Genomic DNA, 24963 nt, shown 5'->3' on the forward strand with positions numbered 1-24963 from the left:
GTCCCGAGGTGGCGTATGCGCGTCGCGATCCTCGGCTGTGGCTACGTCGGCCTCGAACTCGGCCGGCAACTCGCGGAGCGAGGCCACGAGGCGATCGGCGTCCGCCGATCGGACGAGGGCATCGAGCGAATCGACGCGGCCGGCTTCGCGGCCGTGCGCGCGGACGTAACCGCCCCGGAGGACCTGACGGCGGTCCCCGACGTCGACGCGGTGGTCTTCGCCGCGAGCAGCGGCGGCCGGGGCGCGGCGGCCGCCCGCGAGGTGTACGTCGAGGGGCTCGACGCCGCCGTCGAGGCGTTCGGCGAGCGCGAGACGCCCCCGGATCGGCTCGTCTACACCTCCTCGACGGGCGTCCACGGCGACCACGGCGGCGACTGGGTCGACGAGGGGACGCCGATCGAACCGACCACGGAGAAGACCGAGGTCCTCGCGGCGGCCGAGCGGCTCGCCCTCGATCGTCCGCCCGAGTACGGCTTCGAGGGGACGGTCGCCCGCTACGCCGGGCTGTACGGCCCCGACCGGTACCGCCTCGACCGCTACCTCGACGGGCCGGTGACGGAGGGCTACCTCAACATGGTCCACCGCGACGACGCCGCCGGCGCGGTCCGGTTCCTGCTGGAGGAGGACCTCGCCCGCGGCGAGGTCGTGCAGGTGGTCGACGACGAACCCGTCTCGAAGTGGGCGTTCGCCGACTGGCTCGCCGACGAGTGCGGCGTCGAGCGCCCGCCCAAGCGGACGAAGGCGGAGCGACTGGCGGCGGGCGACCTCTCGGCGGCCGCGCGGCGGCGGCTCCTGACGAGCAAGCGCTGTTCGAACGGGAAACTCCGCTCGCTGGGCTACGAGTTCGCCCATCCCACGTTCCGGGAGGGGTACCGCGCCGCGGTCGAGACGTACCGGCGAGGCGAGACGCCCTAGACCGGCGTCTCGCTCGCTGTCGCCGCTATCGACGACCCGCGGCTGGTGACAATCATGAGAAGGTTCATGGTCGTTCGATTTGAGTGTCGCGTATGAGCTACCGGGGCGACGGGGCGGCCGGCGAACCGGTCGTCGCTGCGGTCGCCGACTCGCTGGAGGCCGTCGACCCGCTGGTCCTCTCGCTGCTCGTCCTCGGCGTCGTCGCGCTCGTCGTCGGCGGCTGGTGGGTCGTCCGCTGGTTCCGGCGGCCGCCGGGGGTGCGACTCCAGCGGGTCCTCGCGAAACAGGAGGCGGTGACGGTGCTGATGCACCCGAACCCCGACCCCGACGCGATGGCGTGTGCGATGGGAGTCGCCGCGATCGCCGACGCCGTCGACACGGAGACGACGCTCCAGTACCCCGGCGAGATCCGCCACCAGGAGAACCGCGCGTTCCGGACGGTCCTCGACCTCGACCTCGAGCACATCGAGTCGGCGGGCGACCTCGCCTCCGAGACCGTCGTCCTCGTCGATCACAACACTCCGCGGGGGTTCACCGGCGGCCAGACGATCGAGCCGCTGGCCGTCGTCGACCACCACCCCGGCAACGGCGCCGGCACGGCGTTCACCGACGTCCGCACCGACTACGGCGCGGCCTCGACGGTCGTCGTCGAGTACCTCGAGGAGATCGGGGCGACGGTGGCCCCCGAGGAGGAGGGCGACGACGAGTTCGTCGTCTCGCCGGAACTCGCGACCGGTCTCCTCTACGGGATCCAGTCCGATACGAACCACCTGACGAAGGGCTGTTCGGCCGCCGACTTCGACGCCTGCGCGTACCTCTTCCCCGGGATCGACGAGGACCTCCTCGACCGGATCGCCAACCCGCAGGTCAGCGACGACGTCCTGCAGGTGAAAGCGGACGCGATCACCGACAAGCGCGTCGAGGGCTCGTTCGCCATCTGCGACGTCGGCGAGGTCGAGAACGTCGACGCCATCCCGCAGGCGGCGGACGAACTCATGCACCTCGAGGGGGTGACGGCGGTCGTCGTCTACGGCGAGAACGACGGGACGATGCACCTCTCGGGACGGTCCCGGGACGACCGCGTCCACATGGGCGAGGCGCTCAGCCACGCCGTCGGCGACATCCCGATGGCGAACGCCGGCGGCCACGCCCGGATGGGCGGCGGTCAGCTCTCGGTCGACCACATGAACGGCATCGGCCCCTCCGACGGGATCAGCAAGGCCGAGTTCGAGGAACGGATCTTCTCCGCGATGGCCGGCGAACGCTAGCGACGGTCGCGGCCGCGGACGAACGCGGCGAGGGCCGCCGCGTTGGCCGTCTCGCCGCGGTCGTCGAGTCGCGCGAGGAGGGCGCCGTAGCTCACACGCACGTTCCCACGGGCGACGGCAAAACGGTTGTCGACGCGCCACAGGGATCCCCGGTCGGCGGTCGGGACGCTGGGCCGGCTGGAGCCGGGAAAAGGAGGCGTTTCGGTCGGCTACCGGATCTCCTTCCACTCCCGACCGCAGTCGGGGCAGGTCCGGATCGTCGCGATGGAGTCGGGATCGTTCGTCGTCTTCAGCGGCTTCTCGCACTCGGCGCAGGTTACCCGTTCGTAGGTGTCCTTCTCGAGTTCGCCTTCGCGAAGCGCCTTCCGGATGGAGTTCATGTTCGCCCTTTACGGAGGTGGAGGTGAAAAAGACAGGGGGCCGTTCTCGATGTCGTGTCGGCGAGCGGACAATGCTTCGATTCGAAAGGGTTGAAACGACGGTGACCCTACCACCCGAGGATGACGCAGCGAGCCGACGACGGCGGGCTACCGGGGCGCGCGGAGGTGTTCGGCTCGCTGTGCGTGCTGGTCTTTCTGGTCAACCTCGGCCGGGTGATCTACGCGCCGCTGCTGGAGCCGTTCCGGACGACGTTCGGCGCGACGCCGGGTCAACTCGGGCTGCTGGCGACGCTCGCGTGGGTCGGGAGCGCGGCGCCGCGGTTCCCCACGGGCTACCTCCTGACGAAGGTTCCGCGCCACTGGGTCGTCCTCTCGACGGGGCTCGTACTCGCCGGCGGGTCGGCCTTCGCGGCGGCCGCGAACTCGCTGTCGACGCTGTACGTCGGCGCGGTGCTCATGGGGCTGGCCAGCGGCGTCTACTACGTCGCCGCGAGCCCGCTGATCAGCGAACTCTACCCCCGGCGGGTCGGCTGGGCGATCGGCGTCAACGGCACCGCGAGTCAGGTGGCGGCGGTCGCCGCCCCCGTACTCGTCGGCCTCGTGCTCGCGGTCCCCTACTGGCCGATCGCCGCGTGGCGCGTGATCTTCCTGCTGATCGGCGTCGCGGCGTTCGGTTCGGCGCTGCTCTTTGCGGCCGCGGCGCGGCGGGCGACGCTCCCGTCGGCGGGGACGGCCGACCGCAACCTGCTCGTGGCGCTTCGCGCCCAGTGGCGGCTCATCCTGACCGGCATCGCCATCGTCGGACTGACCGGCATGGTCTGGAACGGCGTGTTCAACCTCTTTGGCACCTACCTCGTCGAGACGAAGGGCTTCTCCGAGGCCACCTCGCGTGACCTGCTGACGGTCACGTTCGCGACGGGCGTTCCCGCGTTCTGGCTCTCGGGTCGGCTGGCCGACCGCGTCCCGTTCGTTCCGCTGCTGTTTGCCATCCTCGCGGGCTTCGTCGTCACGCTCGTCGCGCTGGTGTTCGCGCAGGGGTTCGTCGCCGTCGCGGCCGTCGCCGCTGTCATGGGCTACGTGATCCACAGCCTCTTTCCGGTCACCGATACCTTCCTGCTCGCGTCGTTTCCCGACGAACACCGCGGGAGCGCCTACGCGCTGTTCAGCGGCACGATGATGCCGATTCAGGCCGCCGGGAGCGTCCTCGTCGGCGTCCTCGTCGACGTCGGCTTCGCGTTCGACGCCGTCTTCCTCGGGCTGGCGGTCGCCAACGGCGCGCTGGTCGCCGGGCTGGCGCTGCTCTACGTCGGCGGTCGGCTCCCGGACGGCCGCTGATGCCGATTCCGCGACGCCGCCGGCTCCGGCGCGGGGGTGCGGGGCGCGTCTCGCCGGAGCCGTGGCCGTTTTGACGGTTCGGCCGAACACACCACCGATGGAGTACACCCAGGAGCGGATCGCGACGCTCCACGACTTCGGCGGCGACCCCGGCCGTCTCGACCGGCTGGCGGCGCCGCTGCGCGAGACCGCGGTCGTCGTCCCGATGACCGCTCGCGAGCACGACAGCCCCGCCGCCGCGGGCGTCCTCGCGGAACTCGAACGGCTCGACGTCGCCGCCGTCGTCGTCCCCGTCCGCGCCGCCCCCGACCGGATCGGGCCGGTCCGGGAGTGGCTCGCGTCGTTCGACCTCCCGCTGTCGGTCCTGTGGTGTAACGCGCCCGCCGTCGAGGCCCGCTTCCGCGAAGCGGGGCTGCCGAACGGCGCCGGCAAGGGACGGGACGTCTGGCTCGCGCTCGGCCCCGCCGCCGACGCCGCCGAGTACGTCGTCGTCCACGACGCCGACGCGAAGGGGTACGAGGCCGAGGCCGTCGCCCGCCTGCTGGCCCCGCTCGCGGCCGGCTACGCGTTCTCGAAGGGCTACTACGCCCGCGTCGAGGACGGCCGCCTCTACGGTCGCCTGTTCCGACTGCTGTACGCGCCGCTGCTGGAGGCGCTCGCGGACGCCCACGACGCGCCGGTCGTCGACTACCTCGGGGCGTTCCGCTACGCGCTGGCCGGCGAGTTCGGGGTGACCGCCCCCCTCGCGCGACGCCTCCGTCCGCCGCCGGCGTGGGGCATCGAGGTCGGCACCCTCGGCGACGCCTTCGACCACGCCGGCTTCGAGGGGACCGCGCAGGTCGACCTCGGCCGCCACGAGCACGACCACCGCGCGGTCGCGGGCGAGTCGGGGCTGGAGGGGATGAGCCGCGAGGTCGCCGCCGAACTCCTGCGGGTCCTCGAAGAGCGCGGGGTCGCCCCCGACTACGGGACGCTCCCCGACCGGTACCGCGGGGCCGGCGAGGCGCTCGTCGACCGGTACGCGGCCGACGCCGCGTTCAACGGCCTCGCGTACGACCCCGCGGGCGAGCGCGAGCAGGTCGCCCGCTACGCGGCGTCGATCCGCCCGCCGGGCGAGGACTCCCGGCTGCCGCGGTGGGTCGACGCGCCGGTCGCACCCGGCGAGGTCCTCGACGCGGCCAGACCGTGGCGCCGCGCCGGGACGGGCGCACAAGACTAATCTAGACACCGACCGTTGTCGACCGTATGGACGCGACCGCGGACGAACTCGCCGGCGTGGTCGACCTCTTCGGCGGCCTCACGCCGACGGAACTCGAGCGCGCGCTCTCGGAGGTGGCGTTTCGCGCCGACGGGCAGTCGGTCGACGCCGAGGCCGCGACGGCGGCGGTCGAGGCCGCCCTCGACTCGTTCGCGCTCGTCAGGTACGAGACCGAGGCCGTCGCGGCGGACGAACCGCTGCTTGTCGCCGGACCGACGGCGTTCCCGTCGATCCCCGAGCACGCCGAGGACCTGCCGCACATCCTCGACGTCGACCGGCGGCGCCTCGACCGCGAGGCCCTCGGCGAGGCCGCCCGCGAGCGGTTCGTCGACGCCGTCGAGGCGGCCCTCGACGCGGGCGACGTGGACCGCGCGCGGACGCTGCTGGACGCGAGCTACGACCTCGAGGCGTGGGCGCCGCTGGACCTCGCCGCGGAGCGCGAACGGCTGGAACGCGGGCTGGGCGCCGACGACGGCGCGGAGGGCGTCGCGTGACATGGCACGGCTGAACCTCGATCCGGTGGCGGCGCACGTCCCCGCCGAGATCGACGATCAGGAGTACGACGCGGCCGTGATCGCCCCGGTCATCGACCGCGACGGCGAGGACTACCTGCTGTTTACCCGCCGGGCCGACCACCTCGGCGAGCATCCCGGCCAGATGAGCTTTCCGGGCGGCGGCGCCGAGCGACGGGACGAGACCATCCTCGATACGGCGCTTCGCGAGGCCCACGAGGAGATCGGACTGGCGGCCCACGAGGCCGAAGTGGTGGGCCGACTCGACGACATCCGGACGGTCACGGAGTACGCCGTCACGCCGTTCGTCGCGCGGGTGCCCGACCGCGAGTACGAACCCGACGAGCGCGAGGTCGCCGAGATCGTCCCCCTGCCGCTGTCGGGGCTGCTCGACCCCGCCAACTACGAGTACGACGAGCGCGACCACCCCTACTACGGCGAGGTCGTCATCCACTACTTCCGCGTCGACGGCTACACCGTCTGGGGGGCGACCGGCCGGATCCTCGTCCAGTTGCTCGAACTCGCCACCGACTTCGAGGCGCCCGCCCGGATCGATCGCTCGCGCTACTAGTTGCACCGAACGTCACCTTTTTACTCGCGCTCGCCGGAGGGGGGAGTACATGGTCGCGCAGACGATGGATCGAGTTCCGCACCGTTTCTAGAGCACTCTTCGTCGCGCGAGGTGGGATCAGATGCTGACCGGCGAGAGCGCGGTCTGCCGCGCCGGCCTCGACGCCGTCGCCGTCAAACCCGCCGAGTGTGACGTCTCGAACGCGTCGAACGTCCCCGTCGACACGGTCGCCGTCGACTACGAGGGACGCGAACACCTCCCCGACCGCCGGACCCTCGCCGCGCTCGCCCGCGACTCCGAGGTACTGGTGACGACGCCCGTCCGCGCGGACGGCTTCGACCCCCTCGGGGACGACTCGCTGCTGGCCACCCTCCCCGAGGGGGTCGGCCGCGTGCTGGTGGCGGGCCACCCCGCCTACCTCACCGAGGCCGAGCGCGAGCGCGCCGTGGCGCCACGCCTCGGCGCCGCCCTCGAAACGGCTCCCGAAGCGTGGGTCGGCACCGAGAGCGTCGAGCGGATCGCGATGGCGACCGGCGCGACGCAGTACGACCTGCTCTCGCGCTCGACCGAGCGCGAACTCCGGGCGATCCGCGCCGCTGGCTTCGACGGCGACGTCGCCGTCTACGCCCCCACCGTCCTCACCGACGACGAGGACACGGTGCTGGATGCCGTCGGCGCCTACGTCGCCCGGCGTCGCCCGGTCGCCGACGCGTTGCCCGACGGCGCGCCGACCGATTCGAGCGCGGCGGGCCGTGCCCGCGAGGTGCTGCTGGCGGCCGCGAGCGACTACGCGCTCGTCGGCACCGCCCGCGAGGTCCGCGAGCGCGTCGACGTGCTCCGGGCGGCCGGCGCGACGACGGTCGTCGGCTACCCCGCCCGCGGCCTCGGGTCGTTTCTCGACTAACCGAACGGAACCACCCAACGGTAAGTGCCCTCCGCGACGAGGGGACCCCATGCCACCGCTCGCCGAGCACACCACCGAGACGGCCGCCGACGCCCTCGAAGCGGCCGAGGTGGCGGTGTTGCCGACCGGAAGCACCGAACAGCACGGGCCGGCGCTCGCGCTGGGGATGGACCACCTCGCCGCGCGGGCGTTCGCCCGGACGGCCGCCGACCGCGAGGACGCGGTCGTCCTCCCGACGGTCCCCGTCGGCGTCAGCGCCCACCACCGCCAGTTCGACGGGACGCTGTACGTCGCCGAGGAGACGTTCGAGCGCTACGTCCGCGAGACGCTCGCGAGCCTCGCCGAGCACGGCGTCCGGAAGGCCGTCGTCGTCAACGGCCACGGCGGCAACTCGGGCGCGCTGCGCCGGGCCGCCCGTCGGCTGCGCGCGGAGCGGACCGCGTTCGCGCCGCCGTGGAACTGGTGGGAGAGCGTCGACGACCTCGCCGACGAACTGTTCGACGAGAACGGCGGCCACGCCGACGCGATGGAGTCGAGTCTCCTCTGGCACCTCCGCGAGGACCTCGTCCGGGCCGACCGCCTCGAGGCCGCCGCGGCCGGCGCGGGCGACGGCTGGGGCGAGTCCGTCCACGGCGCGCCGGTCGGCTTCGACACCATCGACTTCTCCGAGTCGGGCGCGGTCGGAAAACCCACGCAGGCCGACCCCGAGAAAGGCGAGCGGCTGTTCGAGGCCGCCAGCGAGGAACTGCACGCGCTGCTCGACTGGCTCGCCGAGCGGCCGCTGTCGGAGTGCTGGCCGCGGGAGGGGCGCCGATGACGGGCGGGGAAGGCGACGCCGAACCCGAACTCGCCGTCGGCGCCGACGCCTTCGTCGACCGCGGCGCGGGTCTGGAGGTGGCCGTCGTCGGGGCGGGCGCCGTCGGCGCGACGGCGGCCTACGACCTCGCCCGGCAGGGCGCCGACGTGACGCTGTACGACCGCGGCGGCGTCGCCAGCGGCGCGAGCGGCCGCGCGGCCGGGGTCTGCTACGCCGCCTTCGCCGAGCGGCCCGACGCCGACCTCGCGGCCGACGCCATCGAACGCTTCCGGGCGTTCTCCGGGGACGACACCTTCCCGTTCGTCGAGTGCCCGTACGTCTGGCTGGCCCGCGAGGGCGACGACGAGCGCGCGGCCGCGATCCGCGAGGGGATCGAGGGGATGCAAGCGCGCGGCGTGATCGCGGTCGAGGCCGACGGCGACGCGCTCGCCGAGCGCTTCCCGGCGCTGCGGACGGACGACGTCGCCGTCGCCGGGATCGCCGGCGCGGCCGGCTACACCGACCCCGGGCGGTACGTCGCCTGCCTCGCCGCGGCCGCGGACGGCGCGGGCGCGACGGTCGAGACGGAGACGCCCGTCGCGGTGCGGACGGACCCGCCGCGGGTGGTGCCGGCGGGCGGCGCGGAGCGCGAGGTCGACGCCGTCGTCGTCGCCGCGGGCGCACACACCGGGCGCGTGCTCGCCGACGCCGACGTGCCGATCCCCGTGAAACCCTACCGGGTGCAGGCGCTGGTCGCCGACGCGGACCTCGACGAGCCGACGTGTTACGACGCCACCGGCGGCTTCTACGTCCGGCCTCACCCCGAGGGCGTCCTCGCTGGCGACGGCACCGAGGAGGTCGAATCTGACCCGGACGAGTACGACCGCGACGCCGACCCCGGCTTCGCCGCGGACCTGCGCGAGCGCGTCGAGGCCCGATTCCCGGACCTCGACCTCGACGTGAACCGCGCGTGGGCGGGGCTCTGTACGGCGACGCCGGACCGGGACCCGCTGGTCGGCGCGGTGCGGGAGGGAGTGTACGTGGCGACGGGGTTCCAGGGCCACGGCTTCATGCGCGCGCCGGCGATCGGCGAGCGGGTCGCCGACGAGGTACTCGGCGGGGAGGGGATCGACGCGTTCGACCCGACGCGCTTTACGGGCGACGAGGAGTTCGAGATCGTAGAGGGGATGGCGGTCGACCGCGACTGATCAGTCCTCGACGGTCACTTCCTCGCGCTCGGCGCCGTCGCCGGACCCCTCTTTCGGGATCTCGATCCGGAGCGCGCCGGTCTCGGTGAGACGGGCCGTGCCGGCGTCAGCGTCGACGATCGCGTCGGCCGGCAACTCGGCCTCGCCGTCGAGTGACATCGAGCGGCCGGGAAAGCGCATCGCGTACCCCTCCCGGAACTCGCGGAAGCGGTCGATGCGGACCTTGACGGTGCCGTCGACGTACCGGACCTGGAGGTCGTCGGTTTCGGCGCCCGGCGCGTCGAAGACGACGAGGTAGGAATCCTCGCCTTCGAGGACGTCGACGGGCAGCGATCGCTGGCGCTGTACCTGACTGCTGGCGCGGCCGATCTGTCGGTACAGGGTGTTTCCGACGGAGTCGGTCAGCCGACCGAGGTTCACGGGGAGCCACCTCCGGCGTGGACGGTCGGGAGGGCGGGCCGAGAGCGAACGATGGACATGCCGTGAACGTGGCTACGACGCGCCGCTTCATATTGTTTTTGACTAAAAGAAAATAAACGTCGGACGACAGACGCCGCCCTCGCCCGCATCGCCGGCCACCGTCGCGCCCGCCTCAGAGTTCGATCGGTTCGAGGCAGTCGGTGCCGCCACAGACCGGACACGAGAGGTCCGAGACGTCGTGGTCCTCGGGGACGTCGTAGGTGTAGTGGTTCTCGAACATGTCGAGGTAGCAGTCGTCGGCGGTGCACTTGACCTCCTTCGTCGGTGGCATGGTCGCCCGTAACGCGACGAGGACTATCAACGCACGGGTTCCGGCGGCCCTCGTGTCGGACCGAACCGACCGGCACGGACGGCGCGGGCGGGTAGTCACCGTTTTACGCCTCCGGGGGTTACCTCGGCCCATGACCGACCCCGAGACGCTGTCCGTGACGCTCGTCGACGGCTACGTCGACGAGCCAGCCCACTTCGGGGTCCCGCCGTACGTCTCGACGTACCCCCGCTACACCGCCGGCGCGCTCGTCGACGCGGGGGTCCCCCGCGAGCGGATCACCTACCACACCATCGACGCCCTGCGGGACGACCCCGACCGCTGGCGCGACGTCGAGGAGGCCGACCTCGTGGTCTATCTCGGGGGGATGACCGTCCCCGGCAAGTACGTCGGCGGGACGCCGGCCGAACCCGACGAGGTCCGCAAACTCGCCTGGACCGCCCGCGGGACGAGCCTGATGGGCGGCCCCGTCAAGTTCGGCGTCGGCGAGGAGAACGCCGGCGCCGTCGAGACCGAGCGACAGGACCTCGACTTCGACTTCGTCGCCAAGGGCGACGTCGAGGCCGCCGCCTTCGACCTCGTCGAGAGCGGTCTCGAAGGGTTCAACGACCGGATGCGCGACGTCCCCGAGGTGACCCGGTGGGCCCGGCAGGGCGCGTTCGTCGTCGAGCAACACCCCAACCACCCCGACTACCTCATCTGCGAACTGGAGACCTCGCGGGGCTGTGCCTACCGGTGTTCGTTCTGCACGGAACCGCTGTACGGCAACCCGTCGTTTCGCCCGCCCGAGAGCGTCGTCGACGAGGTCGACGCCCTCTCCGATCACGGCGTCGAGCACTTCCGGATCGGCCGGCAGGCCGACATCCTCGCGTACGGCGGCGACGGCGAGGCGCCCAACCCCGACGCCCTCCGGGAACTGTACGGCGGCATCCGCGAGGTGGCGCCGGACCTCCGGACGCTCCACCTCGACAACGTGAACCCGATCACGGTGGTGAACTGGCCCGAGAAAGCGCGGGACGGAATCCGGATCATCGCCGAGCACAACACGCCCGGCGACACCGCCGCCTTCGGCCTCGAATCCGCCGACCCCGTCGTTCAGGAGGCGAACAACCTCAACGTCTCCGCCGAGGAGTGCTTCGAGGCCGTCCGGATCGTCAACGAGGAGGCCGGCTGGCGCCCCGGCGGCGACCCGGAGACGGCCCCGAACTTCGGCGAGGACGCCCCGAACCGCCTCCCCAAACTCCTGCCCGGCATCAACCTGCTGCACGGGCTGAAAGACGAGCGCGAGGAGACCTACGAGCGCAACCTCGACTTCCTCCGGCGGGTCTACGACGAGGGGTACATGCTCCGGCGGGTCAACATTCGGCAGGTGATGGCGTTCGCCGGCACGGAGATGTCAGACACCGGCGCGCGGATCGCCCGCGAGCACAAGAAACTGTTCAAACGGTACAAGAAGCGGGTCCGCGAGGAGATCGACAACCCGATGCTCGAACGCGTCGCCCCGCCGGGGACCGTCCTGCCGGAGGTCCACCTCGAGTACCACGAGGACGGCCGAACGTTCGGCCGCCAGCTCGGCACCTACCCGCTGCTGGTGGCGATCCCCGGCGAGCACCCCCTCGGCGAGACGCTGGACGTGGCCGTCGTCGACCACGGCTACCGCTCGGTCACGGGCGTCCCCTACCCGCTCGACCTCAACGCCGCCTCGATGGACGAACTCACCGCCGTCCCGGGGATCGGCAGGCGTCGCGCGGGCGACGTCGTCGTCAACCGCCCACACGAGTCGGTCGCCGACGTCGGCGTCGACGCCGAGATCGACCTCTCCCGGGTCGCGACCGTCCGCCCGCCCGCGCCGGCGGAGTGACGGCGACGGCCGCGCCGAACGCCGCAAGTGCTGGTTACGGTCGGTAGTTCTATTATGGATGGGACGCAGATGCTACCTGAGGGTCTACCTGTGGAAATCTCTGAAAAACTCCTGTGTCTGTTCAGCACGGACGTATCGGAAGAGGACGGACGGTACGTGATCGAGATCCCGCGCCGGGAAGTCGAGACCGGCGACATCGATCCCGGCGAGGTCTACCGCGTCGCGCTCATCTCCCGCGATCGGTCGGAGGACGGGTCCGACTCGGCCGGATCGCGCCGTTCGGGTCCGCCGTCCGAACCCCAACCGCCGGTCGACGTCGGCGAGACGCGCTACGTCGAGATCGAGGACATCGGCAAGCAGGGCGACGGCATCGCTCGCGTCGAACGCGGCTACGTCATCATCGTCCCCGGCGCCGAGGTCGGCGAACGCGTCAAGATCGAGGTCACCGAGGTCAAGTCGAACTTCGCCGTCGGCGAGATCATCGAAGAGACCTTCTGACCACCATTTCGACGCGGGGCCGACGACACCGGTCCCGCACGCGACACTCCCGAACCGCCGATCGCGCGTTCGTGACGGCGGGCGAGCGCGCCGTAATGTCGAATCGCCGACGTCCCGGGATCGTCTCGCAGGCCGCTGGTCTCTTCGCTGCTGGAGCCCCACCGTCCGGGAACGAGCGACACACAGAAGGGACGGGAGATCAGAGTTTTCTACATGAGCGAGCGTGAATCCACTACCGAGTCGTTCGTCGTAACCGCGCGGTCGGCGGGGCTGGCCGCCGGGATCGGTGCGATCGTGCTGGCCTCGACGGCCGTGTTCACGATCACCGGCGGGATGGGGCTGCACAACGTCCTCGTGGGGTCCGTGATCGCCACCGTCGCCTCGGTGCTCGCGTTCCGGACCGATCAGGGTTCGCCGAGCATCGCCCTCGCGGCGGTGCTGGTCGTGGTCGGGCTGTGGACGGCCGCCTCGCCGTTCGTCTTCGGGATCACCCGCGAACTGGTGCTCTGGCTCAACGGGGCCGCCGGCGGGCTGGTGGCGCTGCTGGCCGTCGCGAGCATCTACGGCATCCTGCGGCCGTCGACGGAGACGCGCTCGTCGGGCGCGACGGGAGCGTAACCCGACAGCTACTCGCGGTTCTCGACCGGCGTCCCGTCCGGCCGTTTGGCCCCCTCGGAGTCGTGGACGACGACCTCGCCCGGGCCCGGTTCGGCGGGCCGGTAGTTGTCCCGGACGCCGATCGCCTCTTCGAGTTCGCGGATCGCCCGCCGTTTTAGCGTCCGCGCCAGTTCTTCCGCGTCCGCACGCGAGATGTCCCGGCCGAGGCCCTCACACTCGTGGGCGCGGACGACGCCCTCCTCGTCGCCGGCTTCGCCGGCTTCCCGTTGCGCCGGGAGCACAACGCTGTCGACGGCCTCGCCCATCGGCTGGCTCGTCCCCTCCAGGACGACGCTGAACGGGTACGTCCGGCAGATCAGCGGCCGGTCTTCGTGGGCGACGCAGGCGCCGGTGCCGTTCTCCTCCTCGTAGAAGACGCAGTCGCCGCAGGCGTCGGTCCGGAGGGCCCACTCGAACGTCTCGCCCTCGGGGTCGCCGTCGTCGGTCTCCCGGAGGCCGTACGGCATCGGCCGGGCGACGTCGCGCCAGTCGTACTTTCCGTCGCCACCCTCGCTCCCGCCCAGTTCGCGCACCTCGTCCGGGAAGACGGTCGCGGTGTGCTCGTCCTCGCCGTGGCCCGTACAGCAGGCGCCACAGCGCGTGCACTCGAAGCCGATCGACTCGATCGCGTCGGCGAGGTCGGCCACCGAGAGGTCGCGGGCGCGTTCGAGGTCGGTTTCGAGGGAGTTCACGTCCTCACGTTCGTGCGGAGGGGGAAAAGTCAGTCGCCGGCGGGCCGCGCCCGCTCTCGTTTGCCGTCCCACGCGAGTCGGCCCTCGACGGCGAGCTTTTCGAGGTGCGCGACGACCGTCGCCCGGGCGAGGTCCGCGACGCCGGTCAGGTCCTTCCCGTAGGCCGCGTCGAGCACCTCGTCGAGGTGTCGGGCGCCGGCGTCGACGGCCGCGAGCACCCGGCGCTCCCGTTCGAGGCGGTGTGCGATCAGGCGTTCGAGCGTCGCCCGGGGGTCGTCGACCACGGGGCCGTGGCCGGGGAGCAGCCGCGGCGGGTCCCTCGCGTGCAGCCGTCGGAGGGTGCTCAGGTACGCGCGCATATCGCCCTCGGGGGCGCCGACGACGACGCTCCCCTCGCGGACGGCGCAGTCGCCACAGCAGACGGGGCCGTCGTCGCCGGCGACGACCGCGACGTGGTCGGGGGCGTGGCCGGGCGCGTCGACGACGCGTGCGTCGCCGTCGCCGAGGGGGATGGTCGTCCCCGGCAGGAACGTCCGGTCGGGGTCGGCGCCGGTCGCCTCGCGGAAGCGGTCGGTCCGGCCGTAGCGCGCCCAGACGGTCGCGTCCGTCCCGTCGGCGTAGGCGGCGACCGCGTCGACGTGGTCCGGGTGGGCGTGGGTGACGAGGACGTGTTCGACGCCGCGGTCTGCGACCAGCCGGTCGAGGGCGTCGGTTCGGCCCGCGGGGTCGACCAGCAGCGCGGGGTCGCGCCCGAGGACGTAGGCGTTCGTCCGGCCGCCGGGCGCGCGGGTGGCCGTCGGAACCGGGCGGCGGGTGACCTCCATGGGGTCGGCGTCGACGTCGGGGGAGAAGTGTGCGTCGGTCCGCGCCGGGGCGAGGAGCGTCAGATCTTGAGGTAGTAGACCTGCTTGCGGGCGTCGCGGAAGCTGTACCGGGAGTCGACGAGGTCGACGTCCTCGAGGCGGTTCAGGGCGTAGCGGACGGTCCGGTCGGGCAGCAGCGACTCCTCGGCGAGTTGGCCCTGCGAGAGCGGCGAGTCCGATTCGAGGACCTTGGCGACGAGCTTCGCGCTGGGCGGCAGTTCGCGGAGGCGGTCGCGGTACTCGGTCTCGGACAGGGTCTCCTCGCTGGCTCCGGCGCGGTCGTCAGCGGTACTCATGCTCATGCCGAACTCACGGCAACGGGCAGTGGTAAAGCTTCCCTATATGTAGATACGAACAATCCATTTTGTATAATGTGTATAAGGGGCACGATCGCCGGTTCCCGAGTCCCTTTGTCCGCCGGCGGTAACCGCGTTCCATGGAGGAGATTCCCGCCGCGTTCGACGACCTGTTCGAGCGAGAGACGTTCGCACACTTCGCGACGGTCATGCCCGACGGCACGCCGCAGGTGACGCCGGTCTGGATCGACGCCGACGAGGAGGGGAACGTCCTCGTCAACACCGCGCGCAACCGCCGGAAGGAGAAGAACGTCCGCGAGAACCCGAAGGTGGGGCTCTCGATCACCGACCCCGACGACCCCTACCGGTACGTCTCGATCCGCGGGGCCGTCGTCGAGGTGACGACCGACGGCGCGGTCGAGCACATCGACCGGTTGGCCCGGCGGTACATGGGCGTCGACGAGTATCCCCACCACGGGACGGAGGCGGGAGAGCGGGTGATCGTCCGGATCAGGCCCGACCGGGTCGTCACGAGTTCGGGCTGACGTCAGTACCGACCCGGCTCCCGGTACGTGCCCATCAGCCCGTGACACTCCGGGCAGTGGACCAAGAGGAGGTCGGCCGACTCGTGGCGGACCAGTTCGTCCGTCGCGAGGGTCGTTCCGCACCGTTTACAGGTCGGCATACCCTGTCCTACGTTAGCGCGGCACAAAAGGCGTTCTCCCGGCCCCGCACGCCGGCCCCGGCGAAACCGTGACCCGGGGTCGATCCGTCATCGCGTTTCCAGTATCGTTTTATCCCACCGCGCGAGTAGTTGCGCTCAGTGTGAAAGGACAGGAGTGGTACCAGGCCGACGACGTCGCCGCAGCGTACGACGACAAGCGCTTCTCGAAGGGCGGTCAGTTGATCGACCGCCGCGAGAAGGGAGCCGTCCTCGACGCGATCACGCCGGTGGAGGGCCGGAACGTCCTCGAAATCGCCTGTGGCACCGGGCGGTTCACCGTCATGCTCGCCGACCGCGGGGCGGACGTCGTCGGACTCGACATCTCGGCCGCGATGTTACAGCAGGGACGCGAGAAGGCGCGGGCGGCCGGCGTCTCAGACCACCTCGAGTTCCTCCGGGGCGACGCCGGCCGGCTTCCGTTCCCCGACGATCACTTCGACACGGTCGTCGCGATGCGCTTTTTCCACCTCGCGGACGACCCGGAGGCGTTCCTGCGCGAGATGCGCCGCGTCGCCCGCGAGCAGATCGTCTTCGACACCTTCAACCGGTTCTCGGCGCGCAGCGTCTACAACTGGGCGCTCCCGATGGGCTCGCGGCTCTACTCGAAGAGCGAAGTCGCCGTTTTGCTGGCGAAGACGGACCTGACGCTGGTCGACGTCGAGGACGACTTTCTCGTCCCCTACGGCCTCTACCGGTCGATCCCGAACGCGCTCGCGTCGCCGATCCGGGCCGTCGACGAGGCCGTCGGGAGCCTCCCGGTGGCCGACCACTTCGCGTCGGTCTCGTACTGGAACGCGCGCGTACGGTGAGTGATACGTGTCCCCGACGTCTCCCGCTCGGCGAGAATCCGACCGAATTTTATCCGTCGGGTTGCTCTCCCTACCAGTATGAAGCTCTCGGTAGTCGTCTCGACGTTGAACGACCGAGAGCGCCTGCTGCCGTGTCTGGACGCCCTCGCCGCCCGGACGCCCGGTGACGTCGAGGTCGTCGTCGTCAACGGTCCCTCCTCCGACGGGACCACGGGCGCGGTCCGGAACCGCGACGACGTCGACGTCCTCGTCGAGATCTCCGAGCGCAACCCGGCGGTCTCGCGCAACGCCGGCATCGAGGTCGCCGACGGCGACGTCGTCGCCTTCCTCGGCGACGAGCGGGCCGTCTCCGACTCGTGGTACGAGGGCCTGCGGGCCGCCTTCGAGGGCGGCGCCGACGTCGTCACGGGTCCGGTCTCCGGCGGCGCAGGCGCCGTCGGCAAGGCCGCCAGCCGGGTCGCCCGGCGGTCGGTGACGTACTTCGACGGCGCCAACGTCGCGTTCGACCGCACCGTCCTCGAGGCGCTCGACGGCTTCGACGAGTACCTCCGCGCGGAGAGCGCGCGCGACTGCGCCGACCGCGTCGCCGCCCTCGGCTTCCGGGTGACCTGGAGCGCCGAGATGGCCGTCAGGAGCGACGTCGGCACCGACGGCGGGCGGAGCGGCGACTGGGGGGACCGCTACCGGTCGCTCGCCTACCGCCTCGGGAAGAACTACGGCCCGCGGCCGTCGGTGGCCGGCCGGATCGTCGCGAGCGCGGTCCGGGACGGGCTTGCCGGCGCGCGCGGGGTCGCCGTCGGCGAGGCGACGCCGACCGACTGGTTCGGCGACGGCGTCACGGTCGTCCGAAACGCCGCTCGCGGCCTGCGCGACGGCGTCCTCGCGCGCTACGACGACCGCTCGGGCAGGCGCAACCCCTACGGCATCTCGACGCGCCACGACCGGGCCGTCCGGGTGTACGACCGTCGCTGACCGGTTGGCGACGAACATCGACGCGTTCACGACCCCCGGTCCCGATCCGTCCGACGATGGAGGAGCCACACCTGCTCGCGGGGCTGACGGCGGGCTACGCGCTCTCGCTTGCCGTCGTCTACCGCTTCGACGAGCCGCTCCTGTGGCTCGGGTGGGCGGTCGCGGCCGTCGTCGCCAGCGGCGCGGCGCTCGCGTGGCTGAACCGGTAAGTCAGCCGGCGTCGGGGGCGAGCGCCTCGATCACGCGGCAGGCGTTCTTCGAGAACGCGCGGCGGAGTTTGTCCTCGGAGACTTCGAGCGTGAGAAGTTCCATGACCCCGACGTTCGGGTGTGTGGCGGGCGCGCCGCTGCCGAAGAGGACGCGGTCGGGGTGTTCGAGCAGCGCCCGTTCGAGCAGGTCGCGGTAGCGGACGAAACTGGTGTCGAGGTAACAGTCGTCGTGTGCTTCGAGGAGGTCGATCATCTCGCCCATCAGCGGGCGGTTCAGCGGGTGGCCGCCGAAGTGGGCGACCACGACGGGGAACGAGCGGCCGAGGAGGGTCTCCGCGAGGGTCTCGGGCGGGGCGTCGACGCCGCCGTGGACGATCACGGGCAGGCCGACGTCCTCGAGGCGTTCGAGCACGTCCTCGTCGGGGTAGCCGTCGACGCCGGGGTCGATGACGAAGCCGTGAAAGCGGTCGTCGTAGGCGTACTGCTCGACGTCGTCGGGGGTCGTGTGGTATTCCTTGCGGCGGCGGACGGCGTTCCGGAGGCGGCCCGCGGGGTCGGTGCCGGCCGCCCGCGAGCCGTTGATGCGCGCGAACGCGACGAACGGCCGGTCGACGCTGAGACGGGCGACGCCGTTGTTGGCGGCGACGTAGCTCGTCTCGGGTGCGGGTTCCGGGAAGACGACCGCCCTGACGATGCCCGCCTGCTGCAGTTCGCGCTCGAGGCGGTCGGCCGAAATCGCCCGGCCGTGGACCCCCACCCGCTCGTCGGGCGTCAGCCGGGCGTGGACGTCGACGACGCGAAACCCGTGTTCCAGCACCAGCATCCACGGGCCAGTTTCTTGCGAATCCATATTTCTGTACCGGCTCTCGACCGGCGCGAGCGCGCGCCTCGCGTGGCGACGGTTCACACGACCAATCGCCAGAGGGAGCCGAGGTACACCAGTAACTTTTATATAGAAGTGCTGGTGATACCTGTAATGAGGATCGACTATGGCACAACAGCGACGCATGGGCGGACAGCCCCTATTCATCCTGAGCGAGGACAGCCAGCGAACGCAGGGCCGCGACGCACAGTCGTCGAACATCATGGCCGGCAAGGCGGTCGCCGAGGCCGTACGCACGACGCTCGGCCCGCGTGGCATGGACAAGATGCTCGTCGGCTCCGGCGGCGACGTCGTCATCACCAACGACGGCGCCACCATCCTCGACGAGATGGACATCGAGCACCCGGCCGCGCAGATGATCGTCGAGGTCGCCGAGTCCCAGGAGGACGAGGTCGGCGACGGCACGACCACCGCGGCCGTGATCGCGGGTAACCTGCTGGCGGAAGCCGAGGACCTCCTCGAACAGGACGTCCACGCGACGACGATCGTCGAGGGCTACCACGAGGCCGCCCGCATCGCGCTGGAGGCCGTCGAGGAGCAGGTACTCGACGTCGACGTCGACGACGACCTCCTCGAACAGGTCGCCGCCTCGAGCATGACCGGCAAGGGCACCGGCGGACTCACCCCCGAGCGGCTGGCCGAGACGGTCGTCGAGGCGATCCGGCACGTCGAGACCGACGACGACGTCGAGCGCGAGAACGTCGCCGTCCACACGCAGGTCGGCGCCTCCTCGTCGGCGACCGAACTCGTCCCGGGCATCGTCCTCGACGAGGAGCCCGCACACGACGAGATGCCGAGCGAGGTCGAGGACGCCGACATCGCCGTCCTCGACGTCGAACTCGGCGTCCGCACCGGCGAGGTCGACGCCGAGTACTCGATCGACTCGATCGACCAGCTCAACGCCGCCCTCGACGCCGAGGAACAGGAACTGCGCGGCTACGCCGAGACGATCGCCGACTCCGGCGTCGACGTCCTCTTTACGACCGACGACGTCGACGACCGCGTCGCCTCCTTCCTCGCCAAGGAGGGCATCCTCACGTTCGAGGACCTCGGCAACACGGACGCCCGCAAGATCGCCTCCGCGACGGGCGCGAGGCGCGTCGGCGCGCTCGACGACCTCGCAGAGGACGACTTCGGCCACGCCGACCGTATCCGCACCGAGCGCTTCGGCGACGACGAACTCGCGTTCGTCGAGGGCGGCGCGGCCGCCGAGGCCGTCACCGTCTTCGTCCGCGGCGGCACCGACCACGTCGTCGACGAACTCGAACGCGCGATCGAGGACGCGCTCCACGTCGTCGCGACCGCGCTCGACTCCGGCGAGGTCGTCCCCGGCGCCGGCGCGACCGAGATCGGCATCGCCGACAAGGTCCGCTCGGAGGCCGCCGGCATCGAGGGCCGCAAGCAACTCGCGGTCAACGCCTTCGCGGACGCGCTCGACGTCGTCCCGCGCACGCTGGCCGCCAACACCGGTCAGGACCCGATCGACGCCCTCGTGGACCTCCGTGCCGACCACGAGTCCGGCGGTCGCGCCGGACTGGTCACCGACGGCGAGGAGGTCACGATCGGCGACCCCGTCGAGTACGGCGTCGTCGACCCCGCGGACGTCAAACGCGAGGCGGTCGAGAGCGCCACCGAGGCCGCGACGATGATCGTCCGCATCGACGACGTCATCGCCGCCGAGTAACCCCGTCGAACCCGCCCGTTTTTTCGAGCGCCACACGCCGACAGCGGCGGCGCTCGCGCCCGCGCGTCTCACGGCGTGAGACGCCGGTCACCGCCTACCGGACGTCTCCACGGGTGACTATAGCACCCGCGGCGACCGCCGGACGGGTATGGAACCAGCCGACAGCCCCGCCGCGACGGCGGCCGACCTCGACGCGAACGCGCTCGCCCGATTCCGCGGCGACGTACTGCGCCCCGGCGACGACGGCCACGACGAGGCGCGAGCGATCTGGAACGGCATGATCGACCACCGCCCGGCCGTGATCCTCCGGGCGACCGGCACCGCCGACGTCTTTGCCGACCTGGGGCGGCCGCGACGCCCATCGCGGACTTCAGCGGCGCGCGCTGCTTCGTCGCCATACCGGAGCCGTCCACACGTGACATAAAAGCGGTTTTTCTCCCTACAGAAAGCACTTACATTCCGACACGACATAAACAGAGCCGTTGTACGCTGTACGAACGAAATGCGTTGTACCGACAACCGTGGAATTATCCGTGGTGTGGTGAACTGACCAATTATGACAGATTGCGTATTTTGCTCAATCGTCGCTGAGGATTCGCCTGCATATCGACTGTACGAGGACGAGCATTCGCTTGCCTTCCTCGATATTGAACCTGCGACTCGGGGGCATACGCTCGTTGTTCCCAAGACCCACTACGAAACCACAACCGACATGCCGGAATCTCTCGCCGGACGGGTATTCGAAACCGTTCACCACGTTTCAGATGCGCTCGAATCGGCCTACCAACTCGATGGCTTCGCGCTCGTTCAGGAGAACGGCGTCACGGCGAATCAAGACGTACCCGTACCCCATGCCCACATTCACATTATTCCTCGATATGGAGACGATGATGCTCTTGACCTGGGATGGAGTGGCGAACACGTTGAAGAGACGACCCAACAGGAGGTTGCCGCCACGGTTCGGGATGAATTGGCTTCGGATGCGTGACCGATTCGCGCTGTGTATGCAGCACGAGTGCCGAACCATATCACATAGTGAGGGTTTCAACGAGGCCATCCGGACGCATTCGTAGACAGGGGGTGTGAACGCACGAGTAGCGCTGTTTATACTGAAAGTTCGGTGGGTTCGATTCCCCTCTCCTCGAACCAACCGGCAACATGGGGAATGCGGTCGATGAGTGCCTCCGGCGTGTGCGAATCGGTTCCAACGGTAACGGAGACGTTGTACTCTTGGAGGATGTCCAGAAACGATGGGGATGGGTGGTACTCCCCGTAGTCGTCGAGGATTCGCCCGGCGTTCAGTTCGGTGATCGTCCGCGACCGTTCGAGGGCCTCGGCGACCTGCCGGTAGTGCGACTCGGTTGCGAACCCTTGGAGTGCGGGGTTGCGCTCGATAAGGTCGAGATGGGCCGCGATCTCGAACAACTCGGAATCGACCAATCCGACGACTTTCTCGAAGTACTCATCGACCAGTGCGGCGCGTTCTGTTTCGGGTTTTTCGGCGAAGTAGGACTCGTAGTGGACGTTGACGTTTTCGAGGTTGTGGACGCTCCCGATGGCGTACTGGAAGTTCGCCTCGCCGAGAAAGGCGTCGATGGCGTCCTCGTCGCGGGGGTCATAGTCGATCTCGACGGCGTCGTAGATTTCGATATCGTACGTCTCGCGCAACCGTTCGATTGCCGACCGACGTCGTTCGTAGGTCAAATCGAAGGTGAACCCGATGTCGTTGCGAACCTCGATCATCGCGTCGCGCTCGGAAATGATGCAGTGGTCCGAGATACCGATTCCCGAGAGGCCAGCCTCGCTGGCCGCCTCCACCATCTGACGGAGTAAGCGACCGTCAGAGTACATCGAATGGGCATGATAGTCGTGATCGATCACGGACGTATCGGAGTTTAGCACATCCTGTTAACTAGTTGTTCCCTCACCTGTACTTACCGATTACTAACCCTCGCAGGTCGCCTCACAGTCTGTGCCACATTCACGCTTTCTATTCAGCAGATCTCGACCGAACTACCGAACTGTTGGCAGGAGGGGTATGCTGAATACAGAGGGTTGATGCAGCGAGATACCTCTATTTATTCCACGCCATCCGTGTAGAATCATCCGAACAGTCGATAGGCCGCCACACTGTGTTCTTCGTTCGGCCTCTCCCCTTCAAAAGGCTTATACTCAACCAGAATACGTCTCGTACATATCGATGGAGTCACTGACTCGACGCCGCCTTCTTGCTGGCGGGACGCTTTCCATCCTGCCGATCTCGGGGTGTTCTACCGCTGGAACGGAACCCGAGGGCAGCCAGACGAACCAGGCGCCACCTCTTGAGCGAATCCTGCTCCGATCGGACACGACCGAACCGGAGCAAGTCCATCTTACGCTCGTCTACTTCCCTGCCGACGAACCAAAGCGGCGACCGGTGTGGACATCATACACGCTCCCCGCTTCGGGAGACGTTATCGAGATCACTGATGTGGACGGACGTCCGGGCATCTATAGTCTCACTGCTCACGCCAGAAACCACGGGAACTACGAGGTCGTCTCGTTCGACTCGTACAGCGACGCTATCGGTGATGAGCCGGTCCAGCTCGAAGTGGTCGTGAAAGCGTCCGGCGATGTCTGGGCCAATGTCAACCGAGCAGGCCAGGAGATCGCATTATCGGACTCCTCGTAGCACGGTACTAAAGACCATGACGGAAAAAGGACGGTATTTCGCCGCCCGGTACTGAACGATTCGATTCGTCGCTAGCTGACGGGCCTCAGTACTCGAGACGCACCCTGTAAGCAGCACTGGTGCCCTCGACCTATCCAAGGGCTGTCAGAAACGCCCTGCTGAATACAGAGGATAAATGCAGCACGAGGATTGTTCGGGTCAAGCACTCAGAAGAAAACGGGCGGCGAGTAACACTGCAAATTGACCCTGGAATAATCGATTGTCCCGCCGAAGGAGAGTGGTACGGAGAACGACGACGCCGACGGTTACCCCCCAATAATAAACTCAAGATCAACGAAGGGTGCAGCGACCAGAATTAGTAATACGAGAATCCCCGCGAAGCGGAGTACGCCCGCCGACTGTCGCCGGCTCTCGGGGAGGGACTCGGCGATTCCGGACAGCGCAGTTCCGACGACGATAAATAGTAACCACCGGGTTGCGCCAGCGTCACCGACGCTCCAGGCATACACGAACATGCACAAGAGGGTGAGCGACACGCCGAATTGAAAGAGTGCGAGGGGGCGACCTTGTGGCTCGTTGAACAGCACTTCGGTGATATAGGAGAGCATAAGCGATGCGTTCCTGCTCAAGATACAAAATGATGTCTCGACGCACTCCTGGTAGAACGTCTGTCTCCCGGGCTTCGCGACTCGTCCGCCGGAGACTGGACATGACACCATGCCACATTCGCGCTTTGTATGCAGCACGAGTGCTGAAACATATCACCAGAAGAGGGTTTCAACGGAGCGGCCTGTTCCTATGGCCCGCGCCAGGTCTTCGACGCCGGCCGATAGCCGCGGGACGCTCGATCCGCGGGCGACCGCGCGACGCCGGGCCCGGACGAACGCGACCGAACCGCTCGGCCGGCCCTCAGGCGTTCTCCCAGATCCAGCGGACGGTGCCGTTCGAGACGGCCGCGGCGTCCCGGATGCGATCCCGCTGGGCGGCCACCGTCTCGTCGTCGTACTCGCTGGGGTCCTCGACGTCGTGCCACCGATCCTCGATCGCTTCGCGGGTCCGGTCGGCCAGCGTCCGGGTCAGATTTCGGACGTCGTCCTCGCTCCCGACGTCCTCGCTTGCGCCCGTATCGGCCGCGTCCGCGAAGTTCTCGTTCCACGTCTCGTCGAGCCACCGCTCGTACTCGGTGCGGACGTCGTAGTCGACGGCCTGTTCGACCTCCCGGCCCGCGTTGACGAGCGTCCCCGCGTCCTGCACGAAGTGCAGCGCCCGGCCGGTCTCGATGGCGGCTTCGACGTAGTCGCCGTCGTCGACCCGGCGTTTCGCCGCCGCCGCCTCGGTGGCCGCCTTCTCGTCGACGGTCCCGCCGTGTTCCCGCAGTCGGACGACCGCGTCGAGGACCTCGCAGACTCGATCCGGATACCAGCCGGGACAGTGGTACGGGTCGTCGTCGGGGTCGTCGGCGTACTCCTCGACCGTGTCGAGGTAGTCACACAGGCCGTTGTCCAGTTCGCCGCAGGCGTTCTCGGCGGCGAGTCTCGCCATCCGCCGGTGGGCCGAGGGGTCGGCCGCGGCGACGGGGGCGGGCGCCGTCGCGACGGCGACCCCGGCGAGGGCGCCGCCGGCCGCTCTGAGCACGCTGCGTCGGTTCGGTCGCGTCGCGGGGTCGTTCGAGTCGCCCATCTCCTTTCGACGCTGACGTTCGGTGTTACTGATATATTAGTCCTCGCATCTTCGGTTCGATGACAAAAATTATGCCACGCGTCCGCCTAGCGCGACCATGGCTACCGCTCGTCCCCGATTCGCTTCCGGAATCCCGCCGTCGGTGACGTGGTCGCTGTCCGCGGGCGTCTACGCGTTCGTCTGTGCCACCGCACTGCTAGCGTTTCTGCTCTCCCCCGTAAGCCGCGCGCTGGGGCCGGGGCCGGCCGGCTACCGCGCGGCCGCGATGGCCGCTCCGGTCGCGGTCGTCGGCGCCGTCGTCTGGTGGGCGGTCGTCGAACGACGGGGCGGGCGCGCGTACCCGCTCGGCGCGGCCTCCGGGCTGGCGACGGCGTTTCTCACGGTACTCTTCTGGGTCCTCGTGTACGCGGCCGTCTGGGGAGCGGGGTCGGTCCCGCGGACGGTCGACGTGGTCTCGCTGGCCGGATCGCTGATCGCGTTCGTCCTCGCGGTGACCCTCCCGGCGGGAGTCGTCGCGGGGGTGGCGTTGCTGTACGCCCGGCGACGGCTGGGCGGCGAGTCGTGAGGAT

Annotated in this window: 32 protein-coding genes; 21 read left to right on the forward strand and 11 right to left on the reverse strand. The window is 69.7% G+C overall.

Going from position 1 to position 24963, the window contains the following annotated elements:
• The first annotated feature begins 15 nt into the window (after positions 1-15).
• Positions 16-915 (forward strand): SDR family oxidoreductase, encoded by a 900-nt coding sequence (locus tag NKG98_RS16550; RefSeq protein WP_254767237.1) that lies wholly within the window; start codon positions 16-18, stop codon positions 913-915.
• 92 nt (positions 916-1007) lie between these two features.
• On the forward strand, positions 1008-2183 hold the full coding sequence (locus NKG98_RS16555; RefSeq protein WP_254767238.1) for a DHH family phosphoesterase: 1176 nt from the start codon (positions 1008-1010) through the stop codon (positions 2181-2183).
• A gap of 209 nt (positions 2184-2392) precedes the next feature.
• On the opposite strand, the gene NKG98_RS16560 is transcribed toward NKG98_RS16555, so the two are convergent.
• Positions 2393-2563, reverse strand: coding sequence for an HVO_0758 family zinc finger protein (locus NKG98_RS16560; protein WP_254767239.1), 171 nt, complete (start codon positions 2561-2563; stop codon positions 2393-2395).
• 120 nt (positions 2564-2683) lie between these two features.
• On the opposite strand from NKG98_RS16560, the gene NKG98_RS16565 reads away from it, so the two are divergent.
• The 7 genes from NKG98_RS16565 (at position 2684) to NKG98_RS16595 (ending at position 9147) form a co-directional block, all read left to right on the forward strand.
• Positions 2684-3898, forward strand: a complete 1215-nt coding sequence (locus tag NKG98_RS16565) for an MFS transporter (RefSeq protein ID WP_254767240.1) — start codon at positions 2684-2686, stop codon at positions 3896-3898.
• A 97-nt stretch (positions 3899-3995) separates the two neighbouring features.
• Positions 3996-5117: a glycosyltransferase family protein gene (locus tag NKG98_RS16570; protein ID WP_254767241.1), complete on the forward strand. Its 1122-nt coding sequence runs from the start codon at positions 3996-3998 to the stop codon at positions 5115-5117.
• A gap of 26 nt (positions 5118-5143) precedes the next feature.
• Positions 5144-5650: a DUF7109 family protein gene (locus tag NKG98_RS16575; protein ID WP_254767242.1), complete on the forward strand. Its 507-nt coding sequence runs from the start codon at positions 5144-5146 to the stop codon at positions 5648-5650.
• Between the two features lies 1 nt (position 5651).
• Positions 5652-6239 (forward strand): NUDIX hydrolase, encoded by a 588-nt coding sequence (locus tag NKG98_RS16580; protein ID WP_254767243.1) that lies wholly within the window; start codon positions 5652-5654, stop codon positions 6237-6239.
• A 121-nt stretch (positions 6240-6360) separates the two neighbouring features.
• The gene (locus tag NKG98_RS16585) at positions 6361-7143 is read left to right on the forward strand and encodes a DUF7388 family protein (protein ID WP_254767244.1); all 783 of its coding nucleotides are present in this window, start codon (positions 6361-6363) and stop codon (positions 7141-7143) included.
• Between the two features lie 49 nt (positions 7144-7192).
• A complete protein-coding gene (locus NKG98_RS16590; RefSeq protein WP_254767245.1) occupies positions 7193-7960 on the forward strand; it encodes a creatininase family protein in 768 nt (255 codons plus the stop codon).
• Positions 7957-9147 (forward strand): NAD(P)/FAD-dependent oxidoreductase, encoded by a 1191-nt coding sequence (locus NKG98_RS16595; RefSeq protein ID WP_254767246.1) that lies wholly within the window; start codon positions 7957-7959, stop codon positions 9145-9147. The genes NKG98_RS16590 and NKG98_RS16595 overlap by 4 nt, the downstream gene beginning before the upstream one ends.
• Here the strand turns inward: NKG98_RS16595 and NKG98_RS16600 are convergent, their stop codons facing one another.
• Together NKG98_RS16600 and NKG98_RS16605 are read right to left on the reverse strand one after the other, a co-directional pair.
• Entirely contained in the window at positions 9148-9567 is a 420-nt protein-coding gene (locus NKG98_RS16600; RefSeq protein ID WP_254767247.1) for an Hsp20/alpha crystallin family protein, read from the reverse strand. It lies immediately after the preceding gene.
• A 172-nt stretch (positions 9568-9739) separates the two neighbouring features.
• Positions 9740-9898 (reverse strand): DUF7559 family protein, encoded by a 159-nt coding sequence (locus NKG98_RS16605; protein WP_254767248.1) that lies wholly within the window; start codon positions 9896-9898, stop codon positions 9740-9742.
• A 130-nt stretch (positions 9899-10028) separates the two neighbouring features.
• On the opposite strand from NKG98_RS16605, the gene NKG98_RS16610 reads away from it, so the two are divergent.
• From NKG98_RS16610 to NKG98_RS16620, 3 genes are all read left to right on the forward strand, one after another.
• Entirely contained in the window at positions 10029-11756 is a 1728-nt protein-coding gene (locus NKG98_RS16610) for a radical SAM protein (RefSeq protein WP_254767249.1), read from the forward strand.
• Between the two features lie 90 nt (positions 11757-11846).
• On the forward strand, positions 11847-12254 hold the full coding sequence (locus NKG98_RS16615) for a TRAM domain-containing protein (RefSeq protein ID WP_254767250.1): 408 nt from the start codon (positions 11847-11849) through the stop codon (positions 12252-12254).
• Positions 12255-12467: 213 nt separating this feature from the next.
• On the forward strand, positions 12468-12872 hold the full coding sequence (locus NKG98_RS16620; protein ID WP_254767251.1) for an SPW repeat domain-containing protein: 405 nt from the start codon (positions 12468-12470) through the stop codon (positions 12870-12872).
• Positions 12873-12880: 8 nt separating this feature from the next.
• Here the strand turns inward: NKG98_RS16620 and NKG98_RS16625 are convergent, their stop codons facing one another.
• The 3 genes from NKG98_RS16625 to NKG98_RS16635 are packed head-to-tail and all read right to left on the reverse strand — an operon-like array spanning position 12881 to position 14768.
• Positions 12881-13603 (reverse strand): YkgJ family cysteine cluster protein, encoded by a 723-nt coding sequence (locus NKG98_RS16625; protein WP_254767252.1) that lies wholly within the window; start codon positions 13601-13603, stop codon positions 12881-12883.
• A 29-nt stretch (positions 13604-13632) separates the two neighbouring features.
• On the reverse strand, positions 13633-14427 hold the full coding sequence (locus NKG98_RS16630) for an MBL fold metallo-hydrolase (RefSeq protein ID WP_254767253.1): 795 nt from the start codon (positions 14425-14427) through the stop codon (positions 13633-13635).
• 59 nt (positions 14428-14486) lie between these two features.
• Complete coding sequence (locus NKG98_RS16635) at positions 14487-14768, reverse strand: helix-turn-helix domain-containing protein (RefSeq protein WP_254767254.1); 282 nt, start codon at positions 14766-14768, stop codon at positions 14487-14489.
• Between the two features lie 134 nt (positions 14769-14902).
• Between NKG98_RS16635 and NKG98_RS16640 the strand changes: the two genes are divergently transcribed.
• Positions 14903-15307: a PPOX class F420-dependent oxidoreductase gene (locus NKG98_RS16640; protein ID WP_254767255.1), complete on the forward strand. Its 405-nt coding sequence runs from the start codon at positions 14903-14905 to the stop codon at positions 15305-15307.
• 2 nt (positions 15308-15309) lie between these two features.
• Here the strand turns inward: NKG98_RS16640 and NKG98_RS16645 are convergent, their stop codons facing one another.
• A complete protein-coding gene (locus NKG98_RS16645) occupies positions 15310-15447 on the reverse strand; it encodes a hypothetical protein (protein WP_254767256.1) in 138 nt (45 codons plus the stop codon).
• Between the two features lie 140 nt (positions 15448-15587).
• On the opposite strand from NKG98_RS16645, the gene NKG98_RS16650 reads away from it, so the two are divergent.
• The 3 genes from NKG98_RS16650 to NKG98_RS16660 all read left to right on the forward strand — a co-directional run bounded on the left by NKG98_RS16650 (position 15588) and on the right by NKG98_RS16660 (position 17476).
• Positions 15588-16295 (forward strand): class I SAM-dependent methyltransferase, encoded by a 708-nt coding sequence (locus NKG98_RS16650; protein ID WP_254767257.1) that lies wholly within the window; start codon positions 15588-15590, stop codon positions 16293-16295.
• 78 nt (positions 16296-16373) lie between these two features.
• Positions 16374-17267: a glycosyltransferase family 2 protein gene (locus tag NKG98_RS16655; protein WP_254767258.1), complete on the forward strand. Its 894-nt coding sequence runs from the start codon at positions 16374-16376 to the stop codon at positions 17265-17267.
• A gap of 56 nt (positions 17268-17323) precedes the next feature.
• Positions 17324-17476: a hypothetical protein gene (locus NKG98_RS16660; protein WP_254767259.1), complete on the forward strand. Its 153-nt coding sequence runs from the start codon at positions 17324-17326 to the stop codon at positions 17474-17476.
• A gap of 1 nt (position 17477) precedes the next feature.
• Here NKG98_RS16660 and NKG98_RS16665 read toward each other — a convergent pair whose 3' ends face one another.
• Positions 17478-18299 carry an amidohydrolase family protein gene (locus NKG98_RS16665; RefSeq protein ID WP_254769487.1) on the reverse strand — a complete coding sequence of 274 codons (822 nt, stop codon included), beginning with the start codon at positions 18297-18299 and terminating at the stop codon, positions 17478-17480.
• A 184-nt stretch (positions 18300-18483) separates the two neighbouring features.
• Between NKG98_RS16665 and thsA the strand changes: the two genes are divergently transcribed.
• From thsA to NKG98_RS16680, 3 genes are all read left to right on the forward strand, one after another.
• The gene (gene thsA, locus NKG98_RS16670) at positions 18484-20043 is read left to right on the forward strand and encodes a thermosome subunit alpha (protein ID WP_254769488.1); all 1560 of its coding nucleotides are present in this window, start codon (positions 18484-18486) and stop codon (positions 20041-20043) included.
• A gap of 148 nt (positions 20044-20191) precedes the next feature.
• Positions 20192-20467 (forward strand): hypothetical protein, encoded by a 276-nt coding sequence (locus NKG98_RS16675; protein WP_425504355.1) that lies wholly within the window; start codon positions 20192-20194, stop codon positions 20465-20467.
• A gap of 132 nt (positions 20468-20599) precedes the next feature.
• The gene (locus NKG98_RS16680; protein ID WP_254767260.1) at positions 20600-21031 is read left to right on the forward strand and encodes an HIT family protein; all 432 of its coding nucleotides are present in this window, start codon (positions 20600-20602) and stop codon (positions 21029-21031) included.
• Positions 21032-21147: 116 nt separating this feature from the next.
• Here the strand turns inward: NKG98_RS16680 and NKG98_RS16685 are convergent, their stop codons facing one another.
• Positions 21148-21924, reverse strand: a complete 777-nt coding sequence (locus NKG98_RS16685) for a PHP domain-containing protein (protein ID WP_425504356.1) — start codon at positions 21922-21924, stop codon at positions 21148-21150.
• Between the two features lie 319 nt (positions 21925-22243).
• On the opposite strand from NKG98_RS16685, the gene NKG98_RS16690 reads away from it, so the two are divergent.
• Positions 22244-22714: a hypothetical protein gene (locus NKG98_RS16690; RefSeq protein ID WP_254767262.1), complete on the forward strand. Its 471-nt coding sequence runs from the start codon at positions 22244-22246 to the stop codon at positions 22712-22714.
• A gap of 305 nt (positions 22715-23019) precedes the next feature.
• Here the strand turns inward: NKG98_RS16690 and NKG98_RS16695 are convergent, their stop codons facing one another.
• Positions 23020-23322: a DUF8011 family protein gene (locus tag NKG98_RS16695; RefSeq protein ID WP_254767263.1), complete on the reverse strand. Its 303-nt coding sequence runs from the start codon at positions 23320-23322 to the stop codon at positions 23020-23022.
• Positions 23323-23623: 301 nt separating this feature from the next.
• Positions 23624-24394: a hypothetical protein gene (locus NKG98_RS16700; protein ID WP_254767264.1), complete on the reverse strand. Its 771-nt coding sequence runs from the start codon at positions 24392-24394 to the stop codon at positions 23624-23626.
• Between the two features lie 97 nt (positions 24395-24491).
• Here NKG98_RS16700 and NKG98_RS16705 point away from each other — a divergent pair, with 97 nt between their 5' ends.
• Positions 24492-24959, forward strand: coding sequence for a hypothetical protein (locus tag NKG98_RS16705; RefSeq protein ID WP_254767265.1), 468 nt, complete (start codon positions 24492-24494; stop codon positions 24957-24959).
• Positions 24960-24963: the final 4 nt, after the last annotated feature.

The sequence above is a fragment of the Salinilacihabitans rarus genome, from assembly GCF_024296665.1.
GTDB classification, from domain to species: Archaea; Halobacteriota; Halobacteria; order Halobacteriales; family Natrialbaceae; genus Salinilacihabitans; species Salinilacihabitans rarus.